The 17001-nt window shown below is 67.4% G+C and carries 17 protein-coding genes; 9 read left to right on the forward strand and 8 right to left on the reverse strand.

Features of this window, described 5'->3' with window-relative positions; genetic code table 11:
• The first annotated feature begins 231 nt into the window (after nucleotides 1-231).
• Nucleotides 232-453, forward strand: coding sequence for a DUF2188 domain-containing protein (locus AB0383_RS32770; RefSeq protein ID WP_364184862.1), 222 nt, complete (start codon nucleotides 232-234; stop codon nucleotides 451-453).
• 75 nt (nucleotides 454-528) lie between these two features.
• On the opposite strand, the gene AB0383_RS32775 is transcribed toward AB0383_RS32770, so the two are convergent.
• The 5 genes from AB0383_RS32775 to AB0383_RS32795 form a co-directional block, all read right to left on the reverse strand.
• Complete coding sequence (locus AB0383_RS32775) at nucleotides 529-1572, reverse strand: cytochrome d ubiquinol oxidase subunit II (protein ID WP_366189368.1); 1044 nt, start codon at nucleotides 1570-1572, stop codon at nucleotides 529-531.
• Complete coding sequence (locus AB0383_RS32780) at nucleotides 1569-3005, reverse strand: cytochrome ubiquinol oxidase subunit I (RefSeq protein ID WP_364190249.1); 1437 nt, start codon at nucleotides 3003-3005, stop codon at nucleotides 1569-1571. The genes AB0383_RS32775 and AB0383_RS32780 overlap by 4 nt, the downstream gene beginning before the upstream one ends.
• 340 nt (nucleotides 3006-3345) lie before the next feature.
• A complete protein-coding gene (locus AB0383_RS32785) occupies nucleotides 3346-3729 on the reverse strand; it encodes a hypothetical protein (RefSeq protein ID WP_364190240.1) in 384 nt (127 codons plus the stop codon).
• Nucleotides 3702-3986 carry a hypothetical protein gene (locus AB0383_RS32790; RefSeq protein ID WP_364190237.1) on the reverse strand — a complete coding sequence of 95 codons (285 nt, stop codon included), beginning with the start codon at nucleotides 3984-3986 and terminating at the stop codon, nucleotides 3702-3704. Before AB0383_RS32790 ends, AB0383_RS32785 begins: the two co-directional genes overlap by 28 nt.
• Nucleotides 3983-4501 (reverse strand): hypothetical protein, encoded by a 519-nt coding sequence (locus AB0383_RS32795; protein ID WP_364190234.1) that lies wholly within the window; start codon nucleotides 4499-4501, stop codon nucleotides 3983-3985. Before AB0383_RS32795 ends, AB0383_RS32790 begins: the two co-directional genes overlap by 4 nt.
• A gap of 70 nt (nucleotides 4502-4571) precedes the next feature.
• Between AB0383_RS32795 and AB0383_RS32800 the strand changes: the two genes are divergently transcribed.
• Both AB0383_RS32800 and AB0383_RS32805 read left to right on the forward strand, forming a co-directional pair.
• On the forward strand, nucleotides 4572-5351 hold the full coding sequence (locus tag AB0383_RS32800) for a transposase family protein (protein WP_366189369.1): 780 nt from the start codon (nucleotides 4572-4574) through the stop codon (nucleotides 5349-5351).
• Nucleotides 5352-5932: 581 nt separating this feature from the next.
• Nucleotides 5933-7639 (forward strand): GMC family oxidoreductase, encoded by a 1707-nt coding sequence (locus AB0383_RS32805; protein WP_366189370.1) that lies wholly within the window; start codon nucleotides 5933-5935, stop codon nucleotides 7637-7639.
• Here the strand turns inward: AB0383_RS32805 and AB0383_RS32810 are convergent.
• Nucleotides 7528-8127, reverse strand: coding sequence for a DUF389 domain-containing protein (locus AB0383_RS32810; protein ID WP_366189384.1), 600 nt, complete (start codon nucleotides 8125-8127; stop codon nucleotides 7528-7530). The genes AB0383_RS32805 and AB0383_RS32810 overlap by 112 nt on opposite strands.
• A 76-nt stretch (nucleotides 8128-8203) precedes the next feature.
• Here AB0383_RS32810 and AB0383_RS32815 point away from each other — a divergent pair, with 76 nt between their 5' ends.
• Both AB0383_RS32815 and AB0383_RS32820 read left to right on the forward strand, forming a co-directional pair.
• Complete coding sequence (locus AB0383_RS32815; protein WP_366189371.1) at nucleotides 8204-9040, forward strand: cyclase family protein; 837 nt, start codon at nucleotides 8204-8206, stop codon at nucleotides 9038-9040.
• Nucleotides 9041-9383: 343 nt separating this feature from the next.
• Nucleotides 9384-10349, forward strand: coding sequence for a TIGR03557 family F420-dependent LLM class oxidoreductase (locus AB0383_RS32820; protein ID WP_366189372.1), 966 nt, complete (start codon nucleotides 9384-9386; stop codon nucleotides 10347-10349).
• Between the two features lie 244 nt (nucleotides 10350-10593).
• Here AB0383_RS32820 and AB0383_RS32825 read toward each other — a convergent pair whose 3' ends face one another.
• Nucleotides 10594-10953: a VOC family protein gene (locus tag AB0383_RS32825; protein ID WP_364190222.1), complete on the reverse strand. Its 360-nt coding sequence runs from the start codon at nucleotides 10951-10953 to the stop codon at nucleotides 10594-10596.
• A 1004-nt stretch (nucleotides 10954-11957) separates the two neighbouring features.
• Here AB0383_RS32825 and AB0383_RS32830 point away from each other — a divergent pair.
• Nucleotides 11958-12338, forward strand: a complete 381-nt coding sequence (locus AB0383_RS32830; RefSeq protein WP_364190219.1) for a hypothetical protein — start codon at nucleotides 11958-11960, stop codon at nucleotides 12336-12338.
• Nucleotides 12339-12537: 199 nt separating this feature from the next.
• Here AB0383_RS32830 and AB0383_RS32835 read toward each other — a convergent pair whose 3' ends face one another.
• A complete protein-coding gene (locus AB0383_RS32835) occupies nucleotides 12538-13005 on the reverse strand; it encodes a GNAT family N-acetyltransferase (protein ID WP_366189373.1) in 468 nt (155 codons plus the stop codon).
• A 452-nt stretch (nucleotides 13006-13457) separates the two neighbouring features.
• Between AB0383_RS32835 and AB0383_RS32840 the strand changes: the two genes are divergently transcribed.
• The 3 genes from AB0383_RS32840 (at nucleotide 13458) to AB0383_RS32850 (ending at nucleotide 16941) form a co-directional block, all read left to right on the forward strand.
• Nucleotides 13458-14228: a DUF2637 domain-containing protein gene (locus AB0383_RS32840; RefSeq protein WP_364190213.1), complete on the forward strand. Its 771-nt coding sequence runs from the start codon at nucleotides 13458-13460 to the stop codon at nucleotides 14226-14228.
• Between the two features lie 792 nt (nucleotides 14229-15020).
• On the forward strand, nucleotides 15021-16010 hold the full coding sequence (locus AB0383_RS32845; RefSeq protein WP_364190210.1) for a hypothetical protein: 990 nt from the start codon (nucleotides 15021-15023) through the stop codon (nucleotides 16008-16010).
• 73 nt (nucleotides 16011-16083) lie between these two features.
• On the forward strand, nucleotides 16084-16941 hold the full coding sequence (locus tag AB0383_RS32850; RefSeq protein ID WP_364190207.1) for an SDR family oxidoreductase: 858 nt from the start codon (nucleotides 16084-16086) through the stop codon (nucleotides 16939-16941).
• Nucleotides 16942-17001 lie beyond the last annotated feature (60 nt).

Here is a 17001-nt window from a genome sequence, read left to right on the forward strand (position 1 = left end):
GGTGACGAACACAGCGATGGGCACGCCGCCGGCCACCACGAGTTCGGGGAGGACCGAGTCGAGGACGAACGCACGGAACGGTTTTCTGCTCGGACACAGCCGGACAGAACGAGAAGGGCCCCGCACCTGTTTTGCCTGGTCGCGTGGTCGTTGTGGATCCAGCGCGGGGCGACGGCTGGTCGGCCTCGCAGCGGGCGCAGTGGTGCGCGCGGCACGGAAGGAGAGGCAGCGATGAAGGGCGACATCGAGACCTACTTCGAGGGCGGCCAGTGGAAGAACAAGGTCGAGGGCAGCAGCCGAGCCGCGAACATCCACGACACGAACGACGACGCCGCCGCCGCCGGCAAGGGTCGCGACATGGCCTGGCAGCGCAAGGTCGAGCACTTCATCTGCAACAGGGACGGCCGGATCGGGGAGCGCAATACCTACGGCCACGACCCCCGCAACATCTGAGGCTGACGTAACCCCATTCGATCTGCAGCCAGCAGCGGGTTCGTCGGCGGCTGGGTCGTGGCTGTCGGTCACGGCTCAGCCGGCCTCGGTGTCGACGGCGGGGTCGGCGGCGTCCTCGAGGCCTTCCTCGGGGAGCAGTCGGCGCTGGTCGAGCACGTAGAGCAGCACGAAGCCGGGTAGCACGATCAGCACGGCGAGTCCCACGGCCACGAGCATCGCGGTCTGGGTTCCGGTTGGTGCGGCGGCGGCGGCGATGGTGAGGGTCTCGGGCAGCAGGTAGGGCCATTGGGCGATGCCCCAGCTGAGGATGATGCAGGCGACCGCGACCACGGCGAGCACCCGCGCGCCGCGGGCGGCGTCGCGGACCAGCAGCACCAGGGCGCCGAACCCGCACAGGACGCTGAGCACGACCGGGGGCAGCGCCCACGAGATCAACCGGCCGAAAACGTGCGGCGCCGAGGCGCTCAGGACGATGAAGCCGATCATGGCGACCACGGCGGCGACCAGGGCGCTGACCACGGCGCGGCGGCGGAAGTAGCCCGCCAGGCCGCTGTCGCCGGCTCGCCGGGCGTCCCAGACGAGGTACACCGCCGCCAGGTAGGCCGCCAGCACGACCGCCAGCCCACCCGTGACGAGCGAGGTCGGGTTCAACCAGCTGCCGACGGGGTCACCGGTTTTGCCGCCGGCGGGCACGCGGCCGGACGCGATACCGCCCGCGATCGCGCCGAAGCAGAAGGGCACGAGCACCGAGGAGAGGGCGAACAAGCCACCGAAGATCCGCCGGACGCGCACGGTGACCACGGTCTTGCGGAACGCGAAACTGGCGCCGCGCAACACGATCCCGAAGGCCGCGATGGCCAATGGGACGAACATCGTGAGGGTGATGGACTGGAACGCGGCCGGGAAGGCCGACCAGGTGACGACGAAGATGAAGATCAACCAGACGTGGTTGGCCTCCCACACTGGGCCGATCGATTGCTCCACCAGGCGGCGCGGCGCAGCACCGCGCTCGGGTCCGCCGGCGGTCAGGTCCCAGAAGCCGGCGCCGAAGTCGGCTCCGCCGAACACCGCGTACGTCGCGATGGCGACCAGCAGCACGGCCGCGACCGCGGTGCTCACGGCTCAGGCTCCCCGGTTTTCACCGGGTCGGGTTCCTTCGCCGGTGCGTACGGGGTGTCGAGGTCGGCGAACCCGCCGGCACGGCGGAAGCGCCGGCTCATCGAGCGGAGCACCATGATCGTGGTGGCGCCGAGCGCGACGTAGAGGACGATTACGGTGATGAAGGTGATCCAGACGCCGGTGTTGCCCGTCGCCGCGGCCTCGACCTTCATCAGGTTGTAGACGATCCACGGCTGGCGGCCGACCTCGGTGACCACCCACCCGGCCTCCATCGTGACCACGGCGAGCACGCCCGAGCACGCCGCGGCGCGCAGGAACCACTTGCCCGCCGGCAGGCGCCGCCGGAACAACCAGACCGCGCCATACCACAGCGACAGCAGGAGCAGCAACGTCCCGAGACCGACCATCACGTCCCAGGCGAGGTGGACGATGTTGGCCTCGAGAATCGTCGGCCGGGCGTCGGGCGGCACGGTGTCGAGTCCCTGGATGACGGTCGCCCGGCCGGTGCTCGGGTCCGACAGCCACGACGCCATGCCCGGGATCGGGATGCCGCCGGTGACCGTGCCGTCCGCGTTGAGGCGGCCCAGCAGGGTCTCGGGGACGTCCGAACTGGTCGTCGGGACCAGTTCGATCGCGGCGAACTTGACCGGCTGGTTGTCGTAGACCCAGCGCGCCAGGGTGTCGCCCACACCGATCTGGATCGGTGTCGCCACCGCGGCGACGCTGAAGGCGATGGTGAACCCGAGCTTGTGGTAGCGATCGGTCCGGCCGCGCAGCATCCCGGCCGCGTACACCGACGCGACCAGGAATCCGCCGACCAGGTAGGCGGCGACGACCATGTGCGCGGCCTGCAGCGGCATCGCGTCGTTGAAAATCACCCCGAGCGGGTCGACCTCGACGATCTCGCCCTGCGCGTTCGCGGTGAACCCCGACGGGGCGTTCATCCAGGCGTTCGCCGCCACCACGGAGACCGAGCCGAACACCCCGGCCAGGACGATCGGCACACCCGTCCAAAAGTGCGTCCACGGTTTCAGCCGGCGCCAGCCGAAAATGTAGATGGCGACGAAAATCGCCTCGGTGAAAAAGAACAGCCCCTCGAACGCGAACGGGATGCCGAAGGCCTCACCCCACCTCCCCATGAAATTCGGCCAGAGCAAACCGAACTCGAAACTCAACACCGTCCCCGTCACCGCGGCCACCGCGAATGTCACGGCCATGTACTTCGACCAGCGCTGCGCGAGCACCAACGCCGCCCGGTCATGGTGGCGCACCGCCCGGTAATTCGCGATCAGGACCATAAACGCCCACGACACCCCAAGCGGCACCAGGATGATGTGGAACCCGAGCGTGAACGCCATCTGCGAACGCGCCCACGGCACAGGATTCACGCCCGCAGCCGCGTTCGCCAAGCCCGTCAACGTTTCGCCCACCATCACCCCTGCCTCCCCATAAACGGCCGACGCCGCCCGGACGGTCCGCCGGTTGTGACGATGCCCCCGACCCTGTCGGGTCCGCACCCGGCGAGCATCACCTCACGGGGATGACGTCGGCCGCGGCGCCATCACCCCGCCGAACCTCGACCGCATCGCGGCCGGGAGCATGCGGTACACACGGCAGCACCCGACCGCGCTGTACTCCCCGACCCGGCGCGGTCGCCTGAAAGTCGAGACGCTGAGGATTTTCACGCACCGTCGACTGTGACTGTGCACGGTATTTTCACCGGATCGCATCTCTCACCTCGGCGCCGGTGTGACGACACGTGCGCCGGGGAGCTCAGCCTGGTGGTGTGGCGGCGATTCCGGTTTCCTCGGCTTGGTCGATCGGTTGCTTCTGGTTGCGCCACCACCGCAGCCGGCCCCAGCCGAAGACGGTCATCAAGATCGCGCCGGCGACCACGTAGATGCTCAACACGATGGCCGGCTGAGTGATCGAGTTTCCACCGAAGTACAGGGTGTTGCGGATGAGGGTGACTCCGTTCCACAGCGGCAGACCCGGGCCGATGAATTGCCAGAACGCCGGCAGGTAGGCGGTCCCGTTCACCCCGCCGGTGGAAGGGTTCCCGAAGAAGACCACCACGATCACCGTCACCAGGGTGCCGAATGGCCCGATCAGGCTTTGGAGCGTTCCCGTCAGGAGAGCAACGGCGAGCAGGACCAATGCGAATTCGCCCCACAACGGCCAGAAGTTGCTCCCCACATTGGGATAGGCATGGAGCCCTGGGCCGACGATGAGGTTGAAAACAGGCTGGCGACGACCGCGTACCCGGTCAGGATGGCGACGCGTCGGTGGGCGGCAGCGGTTCCGGTTCGTTGCATGGCAAGTGTCGAGCCGAGGTATCCGGCCACCATCAGCACGAACACCACGAGGCCGGGAACGACACCTTCGGGGTCTTCTTTCGGCAGGGTGTTGATCACACTGACGTGGACCGGTTGGCCCAGTTCCTTGCTCGCCTTGAGGTATTCGGCGGCATGACCCCGGGCGCCCACAGGCTCGCGGCCTCCGAGATCACCACCGTGTTGGTTTGGGAGACGAAGCCTCCGTAGATGGTGGTCTGGTTCGCGGCGTTCACCAGGTCGGCTTCGCTGGCATAGGTGTGGATCGTCATGCTGACGTTCTCCTGCACCGCGCTGGTCAGCGGCGATGATCCCGTCACGCCCCAGGGCAGGTTGCGGGCGACCACACCGTGCTCGGCCCAGACGTAGGTGGTCACCATGATCGCTCCCATCACCAGGGCGATCAGCAGGCCGACGATCGTCTTCCCCCACTTCGGCGCGCGCGTCTCGGTCCCGGCATCCGCCGGCGGATGCGCGCCCGTTTCGTGCTTTCCACGGTGAGCCGTATTAGGCGTCGGACCGGCAGGTAGCGCTGACTCAGCATCCGAGCCGGCGTTGCGCTGGTTGTGGTCCTGTGTGCCTCCCGATGCGCTCATCGCAACCCTCCTAAGGGATGTCTCGTAACCCGGTGTGGGTCTGGTTGCCTAGATAGTTGATCATGTTGTGGTGCAGGTGATCTCGGCGTCGCGGTCGGAGTGGATTGCCCCGTTCACGGGGTTGGAACCGGGTCAGTTCCGCAGGTTGGTACGGATCGTGGCGAAACGTGGCGGTGACGAGATCGCCGATGGCCGACCTGGTCGTCAGTGGCGCCTTGACCTGGCCGATCGTGTGCTGCTGGTCGCGACGTACTGGCGGACGAACCTGACGATGCGCCAGATCGGGCCGCTGTTCGGGGTGTCGCATTCCGCGGCGCATCGGGTGATCGACACGATCGGGCCGCTGCTGGCGCTGGCCCCGGTCCGCACACGGCGGATCGACGCGATCGCGATCGTGGACGGCACCCTGGTGCCGACGCGGGATCACCGGCTGGCGGCGCCGTCGAAGAACTACCGGTATTCGGCGTTCGTGCAGGTCGCGATCGATGCCGACACCCGGTTGGTGATCGCCACCGGCGACGCGCATCCGGGCAACGCAGGCGACTGCACCGTCTACCGCGCCTGCGGCATCGAGCAGAAGTTGGCGGGGCGTTCGGTGATGGCCGACGGCGGCTACCAAGGCAATACCGAGGTGATCATGCCCTACCGCAAACCTCGTGACCGCAGCGATCTGCCCGGCTGGCAGGAAGACCTCAATGCCGGCCATCGCAAGATCCGGGCCCGTGTCGAGCACGCGCTGGCGCGGATGAAGTGCTGGAAGATCCTGCGCGACTATCGCCGCGCCGCCAGCACGCTGAACGACACGGTCTCCGGCATCGCGCATCTGCACAACATCCTCCTCGCAGACTGATCCGCAACACCAGTCCCACCAACCACAAGACCAGTTACGAGACATCCCTTAGGGAGCATGGCGATTAGCAGCACCGTCACAGACGTCGCGTGCTCGGACCTCACGCCAGGCTGATGAGGGTTCCGCACAGTCTCGCCTCGAACAGTTCAGCAGTTGAGGAGTTCGGCGACATCGCCCGGTCATCACCTATTCCACCGCCCGCTGTGCCCATGCGCGACCGGCAACCTCTCGTTGCCCGCATGGATGATGTCGGACGCCGCCGGGTGCGGCACCCGGTAATCACCCGCTCCGGGCGATGCACCGCACCCTGAGCGCTGGCGACCGTGGTGGACGACTGCAATTCGTCGAGTGCGCCACGCCGACCGGAAGGGGCACGATGGTGCTCGATCTGTCCCGGTGGCAGTACGTAATGACACAGATCTACCACCTCCCATTTGCCCCGGTGACCATCGGGCCGGCGTTCCTTACCGCTCTCCTGCACACATTGTGGCCGCAGCGGTCGGGTCGAACACCTGCAGCTCTCCAGGTTCTTCGTCACGCTGATGCTCACCCCTGTCGCCGTCGGAACAGCCGACGGTCCCGTGCAGGAGTTCCAGATTCGATTGAGGGGCTCCGTGTACTCACGCACGGTCGGCGGTGTGTCGGGCCGGGACGAACCACCCCTGCGCACACCTCGGATTCGCGAACGAATCAAACCGGGGTGCTGCCCCGATCCGGCCACTAAGGAGTCCGGGATGACCGAGCACTACGACGTCATCGTGATTGGGAGCGGCGCCGGCGGCGGCACATTCGTCCGCCACCTCGCCCCCTCCGGCAAGCAGATTCTCCTGTTGGAGCGCGGTGACTGGCTGCCCAGGGAGCCCGCGAACTGGTCCACCGCGGATGTGTTCGTCGACGGCCGCTACATCTCACCTGACACTTGGCACGACGGCCGCGGCCGATCCTTCCAGCCGCAGGTCCACTACTTCGTCGGCGGCGCCACCAAACTGTACGGTGCGGCGCTCTACCGGATGCGCCAGGAAGACTTCGACCAGCTGAACCACCACGACGGTGTTTCGCCGGCGTGGCCCATTTCCTACCAGGACATGGAGCCCTATTACAGTGCCGCCGAAAAGCTCTACCAAGTACACGGCGTGCGCGGCGAAGACCCGACAGAGCCGCCCGCGAGCCGGCCCTACCCGTATCCGGCCCTGTCGCACGAGCCGCGGATCCAGCAACTGTCGGATGACCTCGCTGCCAAGGGCTACCACCCGTTCCACGCACCGTGCGGTGTTCTGCTGAACGAGGAGAACATCCCCTTCAGCACGTGCGTGCGCTGCGCGGACTGCGACGGGTTCCCGTGCCCGCTGCACGCCAAGTCCGACGCGGAGGTGATCGCCCTCCGGCCCGCCCTCGAGTACCCCAACGTCACACTGATCAGGAACGCGCGCGTCGTCAAGCTCGAAACCGATGCGGCGGGAACCGCCGTCATTCGCGTACTCGCCGAGCACGAAGGCGAGACGGTGGCCTATCGGGGCGACGTCGTCGCCGTCGCCTGCGGTGCTGTCAACTCGGCGAAACTGCTGCTGGCCTCGGCCAACGACAAGCACCCCCACGGGCTGGCGAATGGTTCGGACCAGGTCGGCCGCAACTTCATGTATCACGACAGCCAGGCCGTGCTGGCGCTGTCCAAGGAACCGAATCCCACCGTCTTCCAAAAAACCTTGGGTGTCAACGACTTCTACTTCGGCGGGCCCGACTTCGACTATCCGATGGGCAACATCCAGATGATCGGCAAGTCGCAGGCGGAGATGTTCCGCGGTGAGAAGCCCATCGAGACGAAACTGGCGCCGAACTGGGCGCTGCGCGACGTCGCGACACACGCCGTCGACTTCCGGCTGTCCACTGAGGACCTTCCGCAGCCTGAAAACCGCGTGACACTCGGGAAGGACGGCAGCGTCACCCTCGCCTACACCCCGAGCAACCCCACCGCCGCAAAACGTCTGTACCACCAGCTCAAATCCATGCTCTGCGGGCTCGGAATGCACCCGGAGCACCTCATCAACCGATTCGCCTACATGAAGACCGACATTCCGATCGCAGGGTGTGCCCACCAGGCCGGCACTGTACGGTTCGGCGCCGATCCCGCGACATCGGTGCTCGACTCGGATTGCCGAGCACACGAGCTCGACAACACCTACGTGGTGGACACCAGCTTCTTCCCCAGCATCAGCGCGGTGAACCCGGCGCTCACCACGATGGCGAACGCCATCCGCGTCGGTGACCACATCCTCGAGCGAATCCGTTGACAACGTCCGATCCGGACGACGATGTTGAGCAGCAGCCGGAGCGGAGAACCCCGCGCCTCGTCCCATGCTCCCAACGCGGGCGAAACACCGATATCGGCGGCCGCCGGAATGGTGGTGACCGAAATGAACACGCCGAGCAGTGCGCTCGTCCTGTCCTCGGTCAGAGACGCTATGCCGACGATACCGGCCAGCGCGAAACCCACGAGCAGCGCCGTCGGACCCCGCTGGATTCTCGGTCCGGAACGACGGTCGATCCCGAGCGCGATGCCGAGGATACCTCCCCTCGGCTCGGATCCGAGCCTCGACCTGCTCCCACACCGAGCCCGCGCCCGGTCACCGAGTTCGTCGGCTCGAGCCTTCGCCGCCCGCCGTTCATCCCTTGACGCGCCGGTTGCAAAAGCTCGGCAAGCCGGATCACGCAGGTCTGCTTCGGCTCGGGGAAGCGCCTTTCTGCCGTAGGGTGAACAGATGCCGACACCCGACGAGATGAGCGGGGCCGACTTTCAGGCGCTCTACTCGCAGCTGCGCAGCACGGCACCCGGGGCCGACACTCCTCGGGGCGCCTTGGACACCGTCACGCACGAACAGGTGCTCGCAGCCATCCGTGAGGTTCGTTCCGGCTACACGGTCTCGCTCGCCGCCCCGGTGAACACCCGAACCGCACCGGACGACGCCGAGCCGGCCGAGCACCGGCTCACCGCCCCGGCCGCCGGCGTCCAGGAGGAGCGCGGCTTGCAGTTCGCCCGGGACCGCATCGCCATGAACGTCCATGGTGACGTCAACAGCCACATCGACGCACTCTGCCACGTCATCTACGACGGCACTCTGCACCGCGGCGTGCCCGCTACGGAGGCTCTCTCGCCGGACGCAGCGATCGAGCAGTCCATCGAACTGGCGCGTGATGGAATCGTCGGCCGCGGAGTGCTGCTGGACATTGCCCGGCTGCACGATGTGTCATGGCTCGAGCCGGGAACCCACGTGAGCCTCGAGGATCTCGCCGCCGCCGAGGTTCGCCAAGGGGTGCACGTCGACCGTGGCGACATCCTCCTCGTGCGGGTCGGGCATCGACGGCGCCGCGACGAGCTCGGCCCCTGGGACGTGGCCGACGCGAGGGCCGGACTGCATCCGACCGCCGTGCGCTTTCTGGCGGACCGGCAGGTCGCCGTGCTCGGCAGCGACGGCAACAACGACGCGGCCCCCAGCGTGTCGCGAGACGTCGCCTTCCCCGTACACGTGCTCGCCATCCACGCCGCGGGCGTGCATCTGCTCGACTACCTGCAGCTCGAGGACCTCGCGCGCCTCTGTGCAGGGGAAGGACGCTGGTCGTTTCTGTGCGTGATCGCGCCCCTGCGGTTCACCGGCGCCACCGGTTCCCCCGTGAACCCGCTCGCCATTCTGTAATCCTGCGGTCCGGATTTCGGGAAGGTGGCGACGTGACCCAGACGCTGCGGCGACTTCAGGCCTGCAGCCCAGATGGCAGGTGCTCCACCCTGGCTACGCTGCCGTGACATCGTGACCCCGGACGCGAGCTGCACGCGTCCTTCCGGCACCGTCTTCGACACGGCTGTCACCATGGCGGGCAAGCGCGTGGGTGCGCTGCCGATCTGCGTGGTCGCGCAGGCCGATGTCGCTCGAGCGATGCCGAATCCGGATGCGGGTGCGCTGGTAGGGCCCTCTCGCACCACTGACCGTTCAGGCTGCTCGCACAGTGTGTGCTGGGGCGAGGAAGGGGTACCCGTCCGTCATGACATCGATCGGCTACTTCCTTTCCTGCGAGCAGTACGGCCCGCGTGAACTCGTGGCCCAGGCGCGCGCCGCCGAGCGTGCGGGATTCGAGCGGTTGTGGATTTCGGATCACTTTCACCCGTGGCACGACCAGCAGGGCCAGAGTCCGTTCGTGTGGTCGGTGATCGGCGCCTTGTCGGAAACGGTGTCACTGCCGGTGACGACCGCCGTGACGTGTCCGACCGTGCGAATCCATCCAGCGGTGATCGCGCAGGCCGCAGCGACCGCCGCAGTTCAGCTGGACGGCGGCTTCGTGCTCGGCGTCGGGTCCGGGGAGGCCCTGAACGAACACATCCTCGGCGACCCGTGGCCGTCGGCGGGAGAGCGGCTGGCGATGCTCGAAGAGGCGGTCGAGGTCATCAGGCTGTTGCACTCGGCGGGCGCGCGCGGTGAGCAGGTGAGTTATCAGGGGACCTATTACCAGGTGCAGGAGGCGAGGATCTACACGGTGCCGGACGAGCCAGTGCCCATCTACGTGTCCGGGTTCGGGCCACAGGCCACGCAGCTCGCTGGGCGGATCGGGGACGGCTATTGCACGGTGCTCCCGGATGCGGACCTGATCCGCACCTTCCGAGAGGCCGGCGGTCGCGACAAGCCGGTGCAGGCGGGCATGAAGGTCGCGTGGGGTCCGGACGCCGACGTGGCGCTGGACGAAGCGCATCGCCTGTGGGCCAACGACGCCCTGCCCGGCCAGCTGGGCCAGGTTTTGCCGCGGCCACAGGACTTCGAGGCTGCCACGAAGCTGGTGCCGCGCGGCGACGTCCGTGAAGCGATCGTGTGTGGGGACGATCCGAAGGCGCACCTCGATCGGGTACGCCAGTATGTCGAGGCCGGGGCGGACGAGATCTACGTCCAGCAGATCGGTCCCGATCACGACGGGTTCTTCCGGGGCTGGGAGGAGCACGTGCTGCCGGAGTTCCGTTGACCTGGCGAGCGGTAAGGCACTCGGCGCCAAGGTCGACGTCGTCCTTCGCCGTCCCGCGTCCAGGGGACAGCCGCAGCGCGGACACGTTCCGCCCGGTGTGGAGCCGGAGCCGTGTGCACGGGAGACGGCCTGTGGCGGCCAATGTGCCATCCCTGGCCGTGGATGCGGCGATTCCGGGGATGACTGTGACAGCGTATTTCTTTCGGGTGCCGCGAAGGCTGTCAGCTGCCCGAGGGGGCTTTGCTCAGGTCGACGACGCAGAAGCGGTTGCCGTCCGGGTCGGCGAGGACGACGAGTCCGCTTCGGATGGATAGTTGTTCCAGTCGACCTGGTATGCGCCCAGCTCGACCAGCCGCGCGATCTCGGCCATCTGCTCCTCTGAGGTGTCGACCAGGAGGTCGAGATGCAGCCGAGGGTATTCTTCCACGGGCGATTCGCTGTACATGAGGCCGAGCGCATGGACGGAGCCGTCTGCGTGGTCGAGGGTGCGCCAGCGAGTAGTCGCCCATTCTTGGGTCTCCGTAAGGTTCAGGGCCGCCGTCCAGAACGTGACCGCGCGCGGCAGGTCGGAAACACCGATAACCGGAAAACCCAGCCTGAGCATGAATTCGAGGCTAAGCGGCAGAACCCTTCCGCCGCACGCCCTCGGAGAGCTCCGCTCGCCTTGCGCTCCGCGCGCCCGCGGGTGCCTGATAGACACCAGGTGTGCTCGATCTGCGCGGAGGCCGACGCGCGGCACTAGAGTCGTCAAGGACGCGCCCGATGCGCGACGAGTGCGGGTGAATCCCGCGGGATCCCTACTCTGCTGCTCCCCGCTTCTCCAGCGTAGGATCATCCGCCCTACCGTAAAATTGCCCGGGCGGCTGGATGTGGCGACCACCGGGGGTCGGCGATGTCCCTCCCGAGAAAACTTGTGGCCGCGAGACGTCATTCTTGCGGTGAGCGGTGGTCTCGTCGCGGCCTCAAAGTCCTTTGTGGATCTCCCGGTAGCGTATCGGGCCGTTGTCGGCCGTCCCGGCGTGATGTTGGCCCCGCACCCGGCCGAGTGTCGTTGAAGGTCGGGTCCCCGGTGACCGGGAACGCTCGTGCCGGGTCGGCCGGCCACTGCGGATCCAGGGTCACCCACATAGTCGGCTCGCCGTCCGCGGTGATCAGCTCGTAGCGCACCCCACAGGTCGTCGCCGGCGCCCCGGAGATCAGATGCTGCTGGCTCAGGGCAAGCCGTCGAAGATGAAGGCGACAACCAACCCAAAGCACCTGGGCTCGACGAAGCAGTTTTGCTCGACGCGTTGCCGAAGCTTGCGCTGAACCGGGCCGCCGCCGGATCTGCTGCGGACATTCTTCGAGGCACTCCGGCTCGAAGTACGATTGCAGCCCTCTACGTCGGGTTGACCCGGGGCCGGCAGGGCACCACCGCCCACGTCACCACTGTGGCCGTGCCGAAGGACGCGCCCGAAGGCGTGGCCCTGGAGGCGTTGCGCCGCACGCCCGCCGCGGTGCTCGCCGGGACGTTCGAGTGCGCCGATCGCAGGTGCCGCGTGGCCGGGCAGCGGCGAGCGCCGCGACCACCGTCAGCTCAACCAGCGCACCAAGGGCGAGGTGCGGCCGGTGCCACGCCCTCCGCCGCTGACCGCGATGCTGCACCGCCACGCCGAGCAGTACGGCGTCGCAGAGGACGGTCGGCTGTTCCGGGGCCTCGAGGGTGGAGACGTCGCGGAGTCGACGCTGGCGCGGGTCTGGGGACAAGGCCTGCAAACGGCGCTGTCCGAGGAGAAGTATCGATCGCCGCTGGCGCGCCGGCCGTACGACCTGCGGCACGCGTGTGTGTCGACATGGCTGGCGGCCGGCGCACGGTCCGCGCAGGTGGCTGCCTGGGCAGGGCACTCAGTTGCTGTGCTGCACGAGGTGTACGCCAAGGCGCCCGCAGGGCTGGAAGAGGTATCGCTGGCGAAGATCGCCACAATTTTTAGCCTGGTCGAGGACGAGTAGGCGCCGGCCCTTTCCACCGCGACGAAAGTGGACCGCGAAGAGACCACGCGTGTAGTCATACTTTGCCGGTCGGCTCAAGGCGCTGCCGGACGACACAAGATCGGCCCCTGGCCGGGTTGCGCCTGGTCAGGCTAGTTACTGCGTCATCGCCAGTCATCCCGAGGTTGTCCAGCACCCCTTCGGTGTCGCGGTTGGCGGATCAGGTCAGCGCGCACCGCAGGACGATCTCGCCGTCGTCGATCTCGCCGGTCGGCTGGAAGCCGAAGCCCCGGTAGAACGGCCACGGTTCGCCCTTTCCCGGTTGGTAACTGGTGAACAGTTCGGTGCCGCCGTCCGCCCTGACCAGTTTGATGACCTTGGCAAGCGTGGCGCGCCCATAGCCGCGGCGCTGGAACTCCGCTCCGACAAGCAGCCGCCACAGGACGTATGAGCCGAGCACGCCGCGCGTACCTGGCGGCACCGCCCAGTTCAGCATGACGAAACCGACAGGCACGTCGTCCGCGTACACAGCGCGATACCAGGGCGACAACTGTGGTTTCTTGCGCGCTTCCTTCAGCGATTTCTTCACCGATGCGACGAACTTCTTCTGGTCCGGCCGGACACGCACGGCGCATACCGCGTCGCGGTTGTCGTCGGTGATCTCACGCAGTTCGACGTGTCCGGTCACCTGGCCATTATCGGCCCGGGGCCCGCCAGTCGTGCCATCCGGCGGTCCCCATGTGTAGAGAGGTGAATGTAGGTCGGGGTCGTTGGTCTTCGCGCCGGCGCGGCGATACCGACGAGCGCGGGGACGGTGAGGTAGCCCCAAGAGCGCCGCCAGCGGGTTCCGGCAACGACCGCGGACCGCGCTTCCTGGGCCTACCGGCCGAGGAAGATGTAGACCGCTAATAGACCGCGCGTAGCCGTACTTTGCCGGTCGCCGTCGCGCGCCACCGGTTGACACAAGATCGGCGCCTGACCGGGTTTCGCCTGGTCAGGGGGCCAGTTTGTGCTGGTCGGAATATGTGCCCCCGGCCGGGTTCGGACGACATCTACATCAGTGGAAATGGCCTCTGAGCTGCGGTTTTCTTCGGTTATGGGCATCTTGAGCTGCCGCCGTCCTCGCCGAGGTGAGGCGGCGTGACCGCCGGGACGATGCAGAAGGAAGCGATCGACCACGCGATCGGAGCAGCGCGGTCAGCAGGCCGACCGTGGCCGCTGTGGATCCAATGCGGGGCCACGGGACTGGTGGCGCTGGGCGCCGCGTACGCGTCCTACCAGCATGGCCGCGCGTTCGCCCTGCGCTTCGGTGCAGATGCGACCACTGCGTCGATTTGGCCGCTGATCGTGGATGGCCTCCTGACTCTGGCGACCATTGAGCTGTGGCGGGGCGAGGAAAGCGGCAAATCGCCCAACGGCCGCCGGCTAGCTTGGACGGCCTTCCTGTTCGGGATCTCGCTGTCGCTGTGCGCGAACGTGGGCTCGGCGCCGATCCTGAGCGTCTTCGGGGTCACGGTGGCGGCTTGCCCGCCGCTTGCCCTTTTGCTTGCTGTGGAGCTGCTCAACCGCGCGCTGAAGCGCCACCAGATCAGCCACCACCGCGAGGTGGTGCACATCCCGGCCTCGGACTTGAGTTCATCGAGCGGCGACGGTGGCCGGGTTGATGACGACGACATGCCCGAAACCCCCGAGGTCCCGACAGCGGAAGAACGCATGTGGCGGTACTACTCGGAGCAGATCGGCGTCGGCCGTGAGCCTTCGGGTGCTGAGCTTGACCGGATTGCGGGAACCCACAACTACGGGCGCCGGGTGCTGCGTCGTTGGAAGGATTCCGGTCGTGCTTCTTTGGCCGCCCCTTCACCTTTACTCCCGGTCGACAGTAATGCGTTCGTCGTCGAACCCGCTGGTTAAGAGATCGCGTTTCGACGTGTCGGGTGGTGTCGAGTGATGCCGGACAATACCTTTTCGGCTGGTCACCGGCCATCACTTATGTCGGAGCGTACCGCGTTCTGTCGTCGTGTGCGCGACGTCTCGGGCTCTTCTCGGGCACGTGGTGCCGGATTCTGTCGAGGTATCCGTGCAGGTCAATCGCGGAGGTCGCGGGTCCGGGTGGGGGTTGCCGGGGAGGTCGGGTGCTGTGTTGAGGCCTGGTGAGGGCCGCGATCCGGTGCTGTCAGCGGTCACGCTGATCGTGGGGATCATCGTGGTGCTGACCTTCCTGTTCGGTTTCGGGAACGTGCTCACGTTGGCACTCCGGCTGGGAGTGCCAGCCTGGGTCGCACCGCTGGTGGCGCCTGCAGTGGAGCTGTCGGTCGTCGGGCTGCTGCTCGCCATTCGGTCTCTGTCGCTGCGGGGCGCACATGTTGAGGTGATCCGGCCGGCGCGCGGCTGTTGTTGGCCTCGAGTGTGGTGGAGGCCGTTGCGTTCGCCCAGTAGCCATCGGATCCAGGCTGTTAGGTGGCGAGTTTCGCTCACAGCCGGTAGCGCACGGCAGTCTCGGTCATGCTCGGCGTGGGTTCGCGGAGTGCCGTGGTCCTTCCGTGGTCCGTGCCGTCCCCGATGACTGTGTGCCGTTCATGCGGACGCCGCCGCCCGCGCTGGGATTACCCGGTGATCCGACACGAAAACCCGTCGGTGTGATCGAGCCTCGGCGCCGCTGAAACTCTTGGTGTGGGCGTGCCGCGACGGGGGTTGGCCGTCCGGGTGAAACTGGCTGTGCTGGACATCGGGTCGAATTCGGCCCAGTTGCAGGTGGTGGACGTATCTCCCGGGGCGCCGCCGCTGCCGGCGTTTGCGGTGAAGGAACCGACCCTGCTCGCCGAAGAACTGCAGCACGACGGCGCGCTGAGTGAGACCGGGATCGAACGCGCGACGATCGCCGTGAGCCGCGCCGTGGACCAGGCGGTGCGGCTCGGCGTCGACCACCTCTACCCGTTCGTCACGGCGGCGGTGCGAAATACGTCAGCCGCGCTTCCTCCTCACCGGAGAGGAACTGGGCCGGATCCCGGATGCCGCCTCGACCCGGTCGCCGTGCGCCGCTGGTATGGCTGGTCGGCCGGGCGGCTGTTGCTGATCGACATCGGCGGCGGATTGATGGAGCTGGTGCTCGGCCGGGACGTGGAACCCGAGCTGGCGATCTCGCTTCCGTTGGGCGCGGGCAGGCTCACGCGGGAATTCCTCACCGCCGATCCGCCGACGAGCAAACAGGTGAAGCGCCTGCGTCGGCACGTCCGGGGCACGCTGTCCGAAGTCCTCGATCGGTTGCGGTGGGAAGGCCCGCCGCGCCGGGTTGTCGCCACGTCCAAGACGTTCAAGCAGATGGCCCGGCTGTCCGGCGCCGTGTCGCAGCGCAAGGGGCCGTTCGTGATCCGAGAGCTCACGGTCGCGGCCCTACGCGACCGCATCCCGCAACTTACCGAGGCGACGGCGGCCGATCGCGCTCACTTCCGCGGCATTTCGCGCTCGCGCGCTCGGCAGGTGGTCGCCGGTGCCCTCGGTGCCGAGGGGACCTTGTCCGCGCTGGACGTGACGCGCGTCGAGGTCTGCCCGTGGGCGCTGCGGGAGGGAAACATGCTTCGGCACCTGGAGCGTGTCGCGGAAATGCCGACGCTGCCGCTTCTGCCGCTGATCCGGCACCCGGACGCCACGGTCCGCCCTCTGCACACCGCCGAGGAACGGCAGGCGCCCTCCTGAACGGTCTGACCCGGTTCGGTGCGCGGGGCGCGGGGTAACCGGTCCGGACGAACCGATCCGCACGGGAGGACTGATGACCGAAGAGCGACTGCGTCCGCCGCAGCAGCAAGAGCCACCTGGGCTGACCGAGGACATGGACCCCCGGCCTCGAGACACGATGGCGGACTACGAGGGACGCGGGTTGTTGACGGGGCTCAAGGCGCTGATCACCGGTGGGGATTCCGGCATCGGGCGCGCGGTCGCGATCGCGTTTGCCAAGGAGGGTGCCGACGTCGCGATCGCCTACCTGAGCGAGCACGCTGACGCCGAGTACACCGCCGAGCGAGTACGGGCCGAAGGCCGTGAGTGCCTGCTGCTCCCGGGAGACCTGGCTCGCGCCCGGCAGTGCCGGGACGTCGTCGACCAGACCGTGAGTCACATGCATGGTCTCGACATCCTGGTGAACAACGCCGCCACCCAATGGCCGGTGGACAAGCCCGAGGACCTCGGTGACGAGCAGTGGCTGCACACGTTCGACGTGAACATGCACAGCTATTTCCGGGTCACCTCGGCGGCGTTGCCGCACCTGCGTGAAGGTTCGGTGATCATCAACACCGGCTCGGTCAACGGCTTGCGCGGCAACAAATCGCTCATCGACTATTCCGCGACCAAGGGCGCAATCCACGCGTGGACGATGGCGATGGCCCAGGCCCTGGCCGGCCGGGGCATCCGGATCAACTGTGTGGCACCGGGCCCGGTGTGGACGCCGCTCATCCCGTCCACGTTCCCGCCTGAGAAGGTGGAGAAGTTCGGGCTGCAGGTGCCGTTCGAACGTGCGGCGCACCCCGACGACCTCGCGCCGTCCTACGTGTTCCTGGCGTCGAACCGGCTTTCGTCCTACTACAGCGGCGAAGTCATCGCAGCGCTCGGCGGCGAGACGACACCCGGCTGACCGAGCCCGGCGACCACAATGGCGGGCGCCCGATAAGCGGTTGCGGAGCACGAGTCAGCC

Source organism: Amycolatopsis sp. NPDC051373 (assembly GCF_040689465.1).
In the GTDB taxonomy this organism is placed as follows: domain Bacteria; phylum Actinomycetota; class Actinomycetes; order Mycobacteriales; family Pseudonocardiaceae; genus Amycolatopsis.

Excerpts from the sequence above, each read along its gene's own strand:
- AB0383_RS32780 (WP_364190249.1), bottom strand. The coding sequence starts at position 3,005 with ATGGTGGGCGAAACGTTGACGGGCTTGGCGAACGCGGCTGCGGGCGTG.
- AB0383_RS32850 (WP_364190207.1), top strand. The coding sequence starts at position 16,084 with ATGACCGAAGAGCGACTGCGTCCGCCGCAGCAGCAAGAGCCACCTGGG.
- AB0383_RS32795 (WP_364190234.1), bottom strand. The coding sequence starts at position 4,501 with ATGAGCGCATCGGGAGGCACACAGGACCACAACCAGCGCAACGCCGGC.
- AB0383_RS32825 (WP_364190222.1), bottom strand. The coding sequence starts at position 10,953 with ATGCTCAGGCTGGGTTTTCCGGTTATCGGTGTTTCCGACCTGCCGCGC.
- AB0383_RS32820 (WP_366189372.1), top strand. The coding sequence starts at position 9,384 with ATGACATCGATCGGCTACTTCCTTTCCTGCGAGCAGTACGGCCCGCGT.
- AB0383_RS32770 (WP_364184862.1), top strand. The coding sequence starts at position 232 with ATGAAGGGCGACATCGAGACCTACTTCGAGGGCGGCCAGTGGAAGAAC.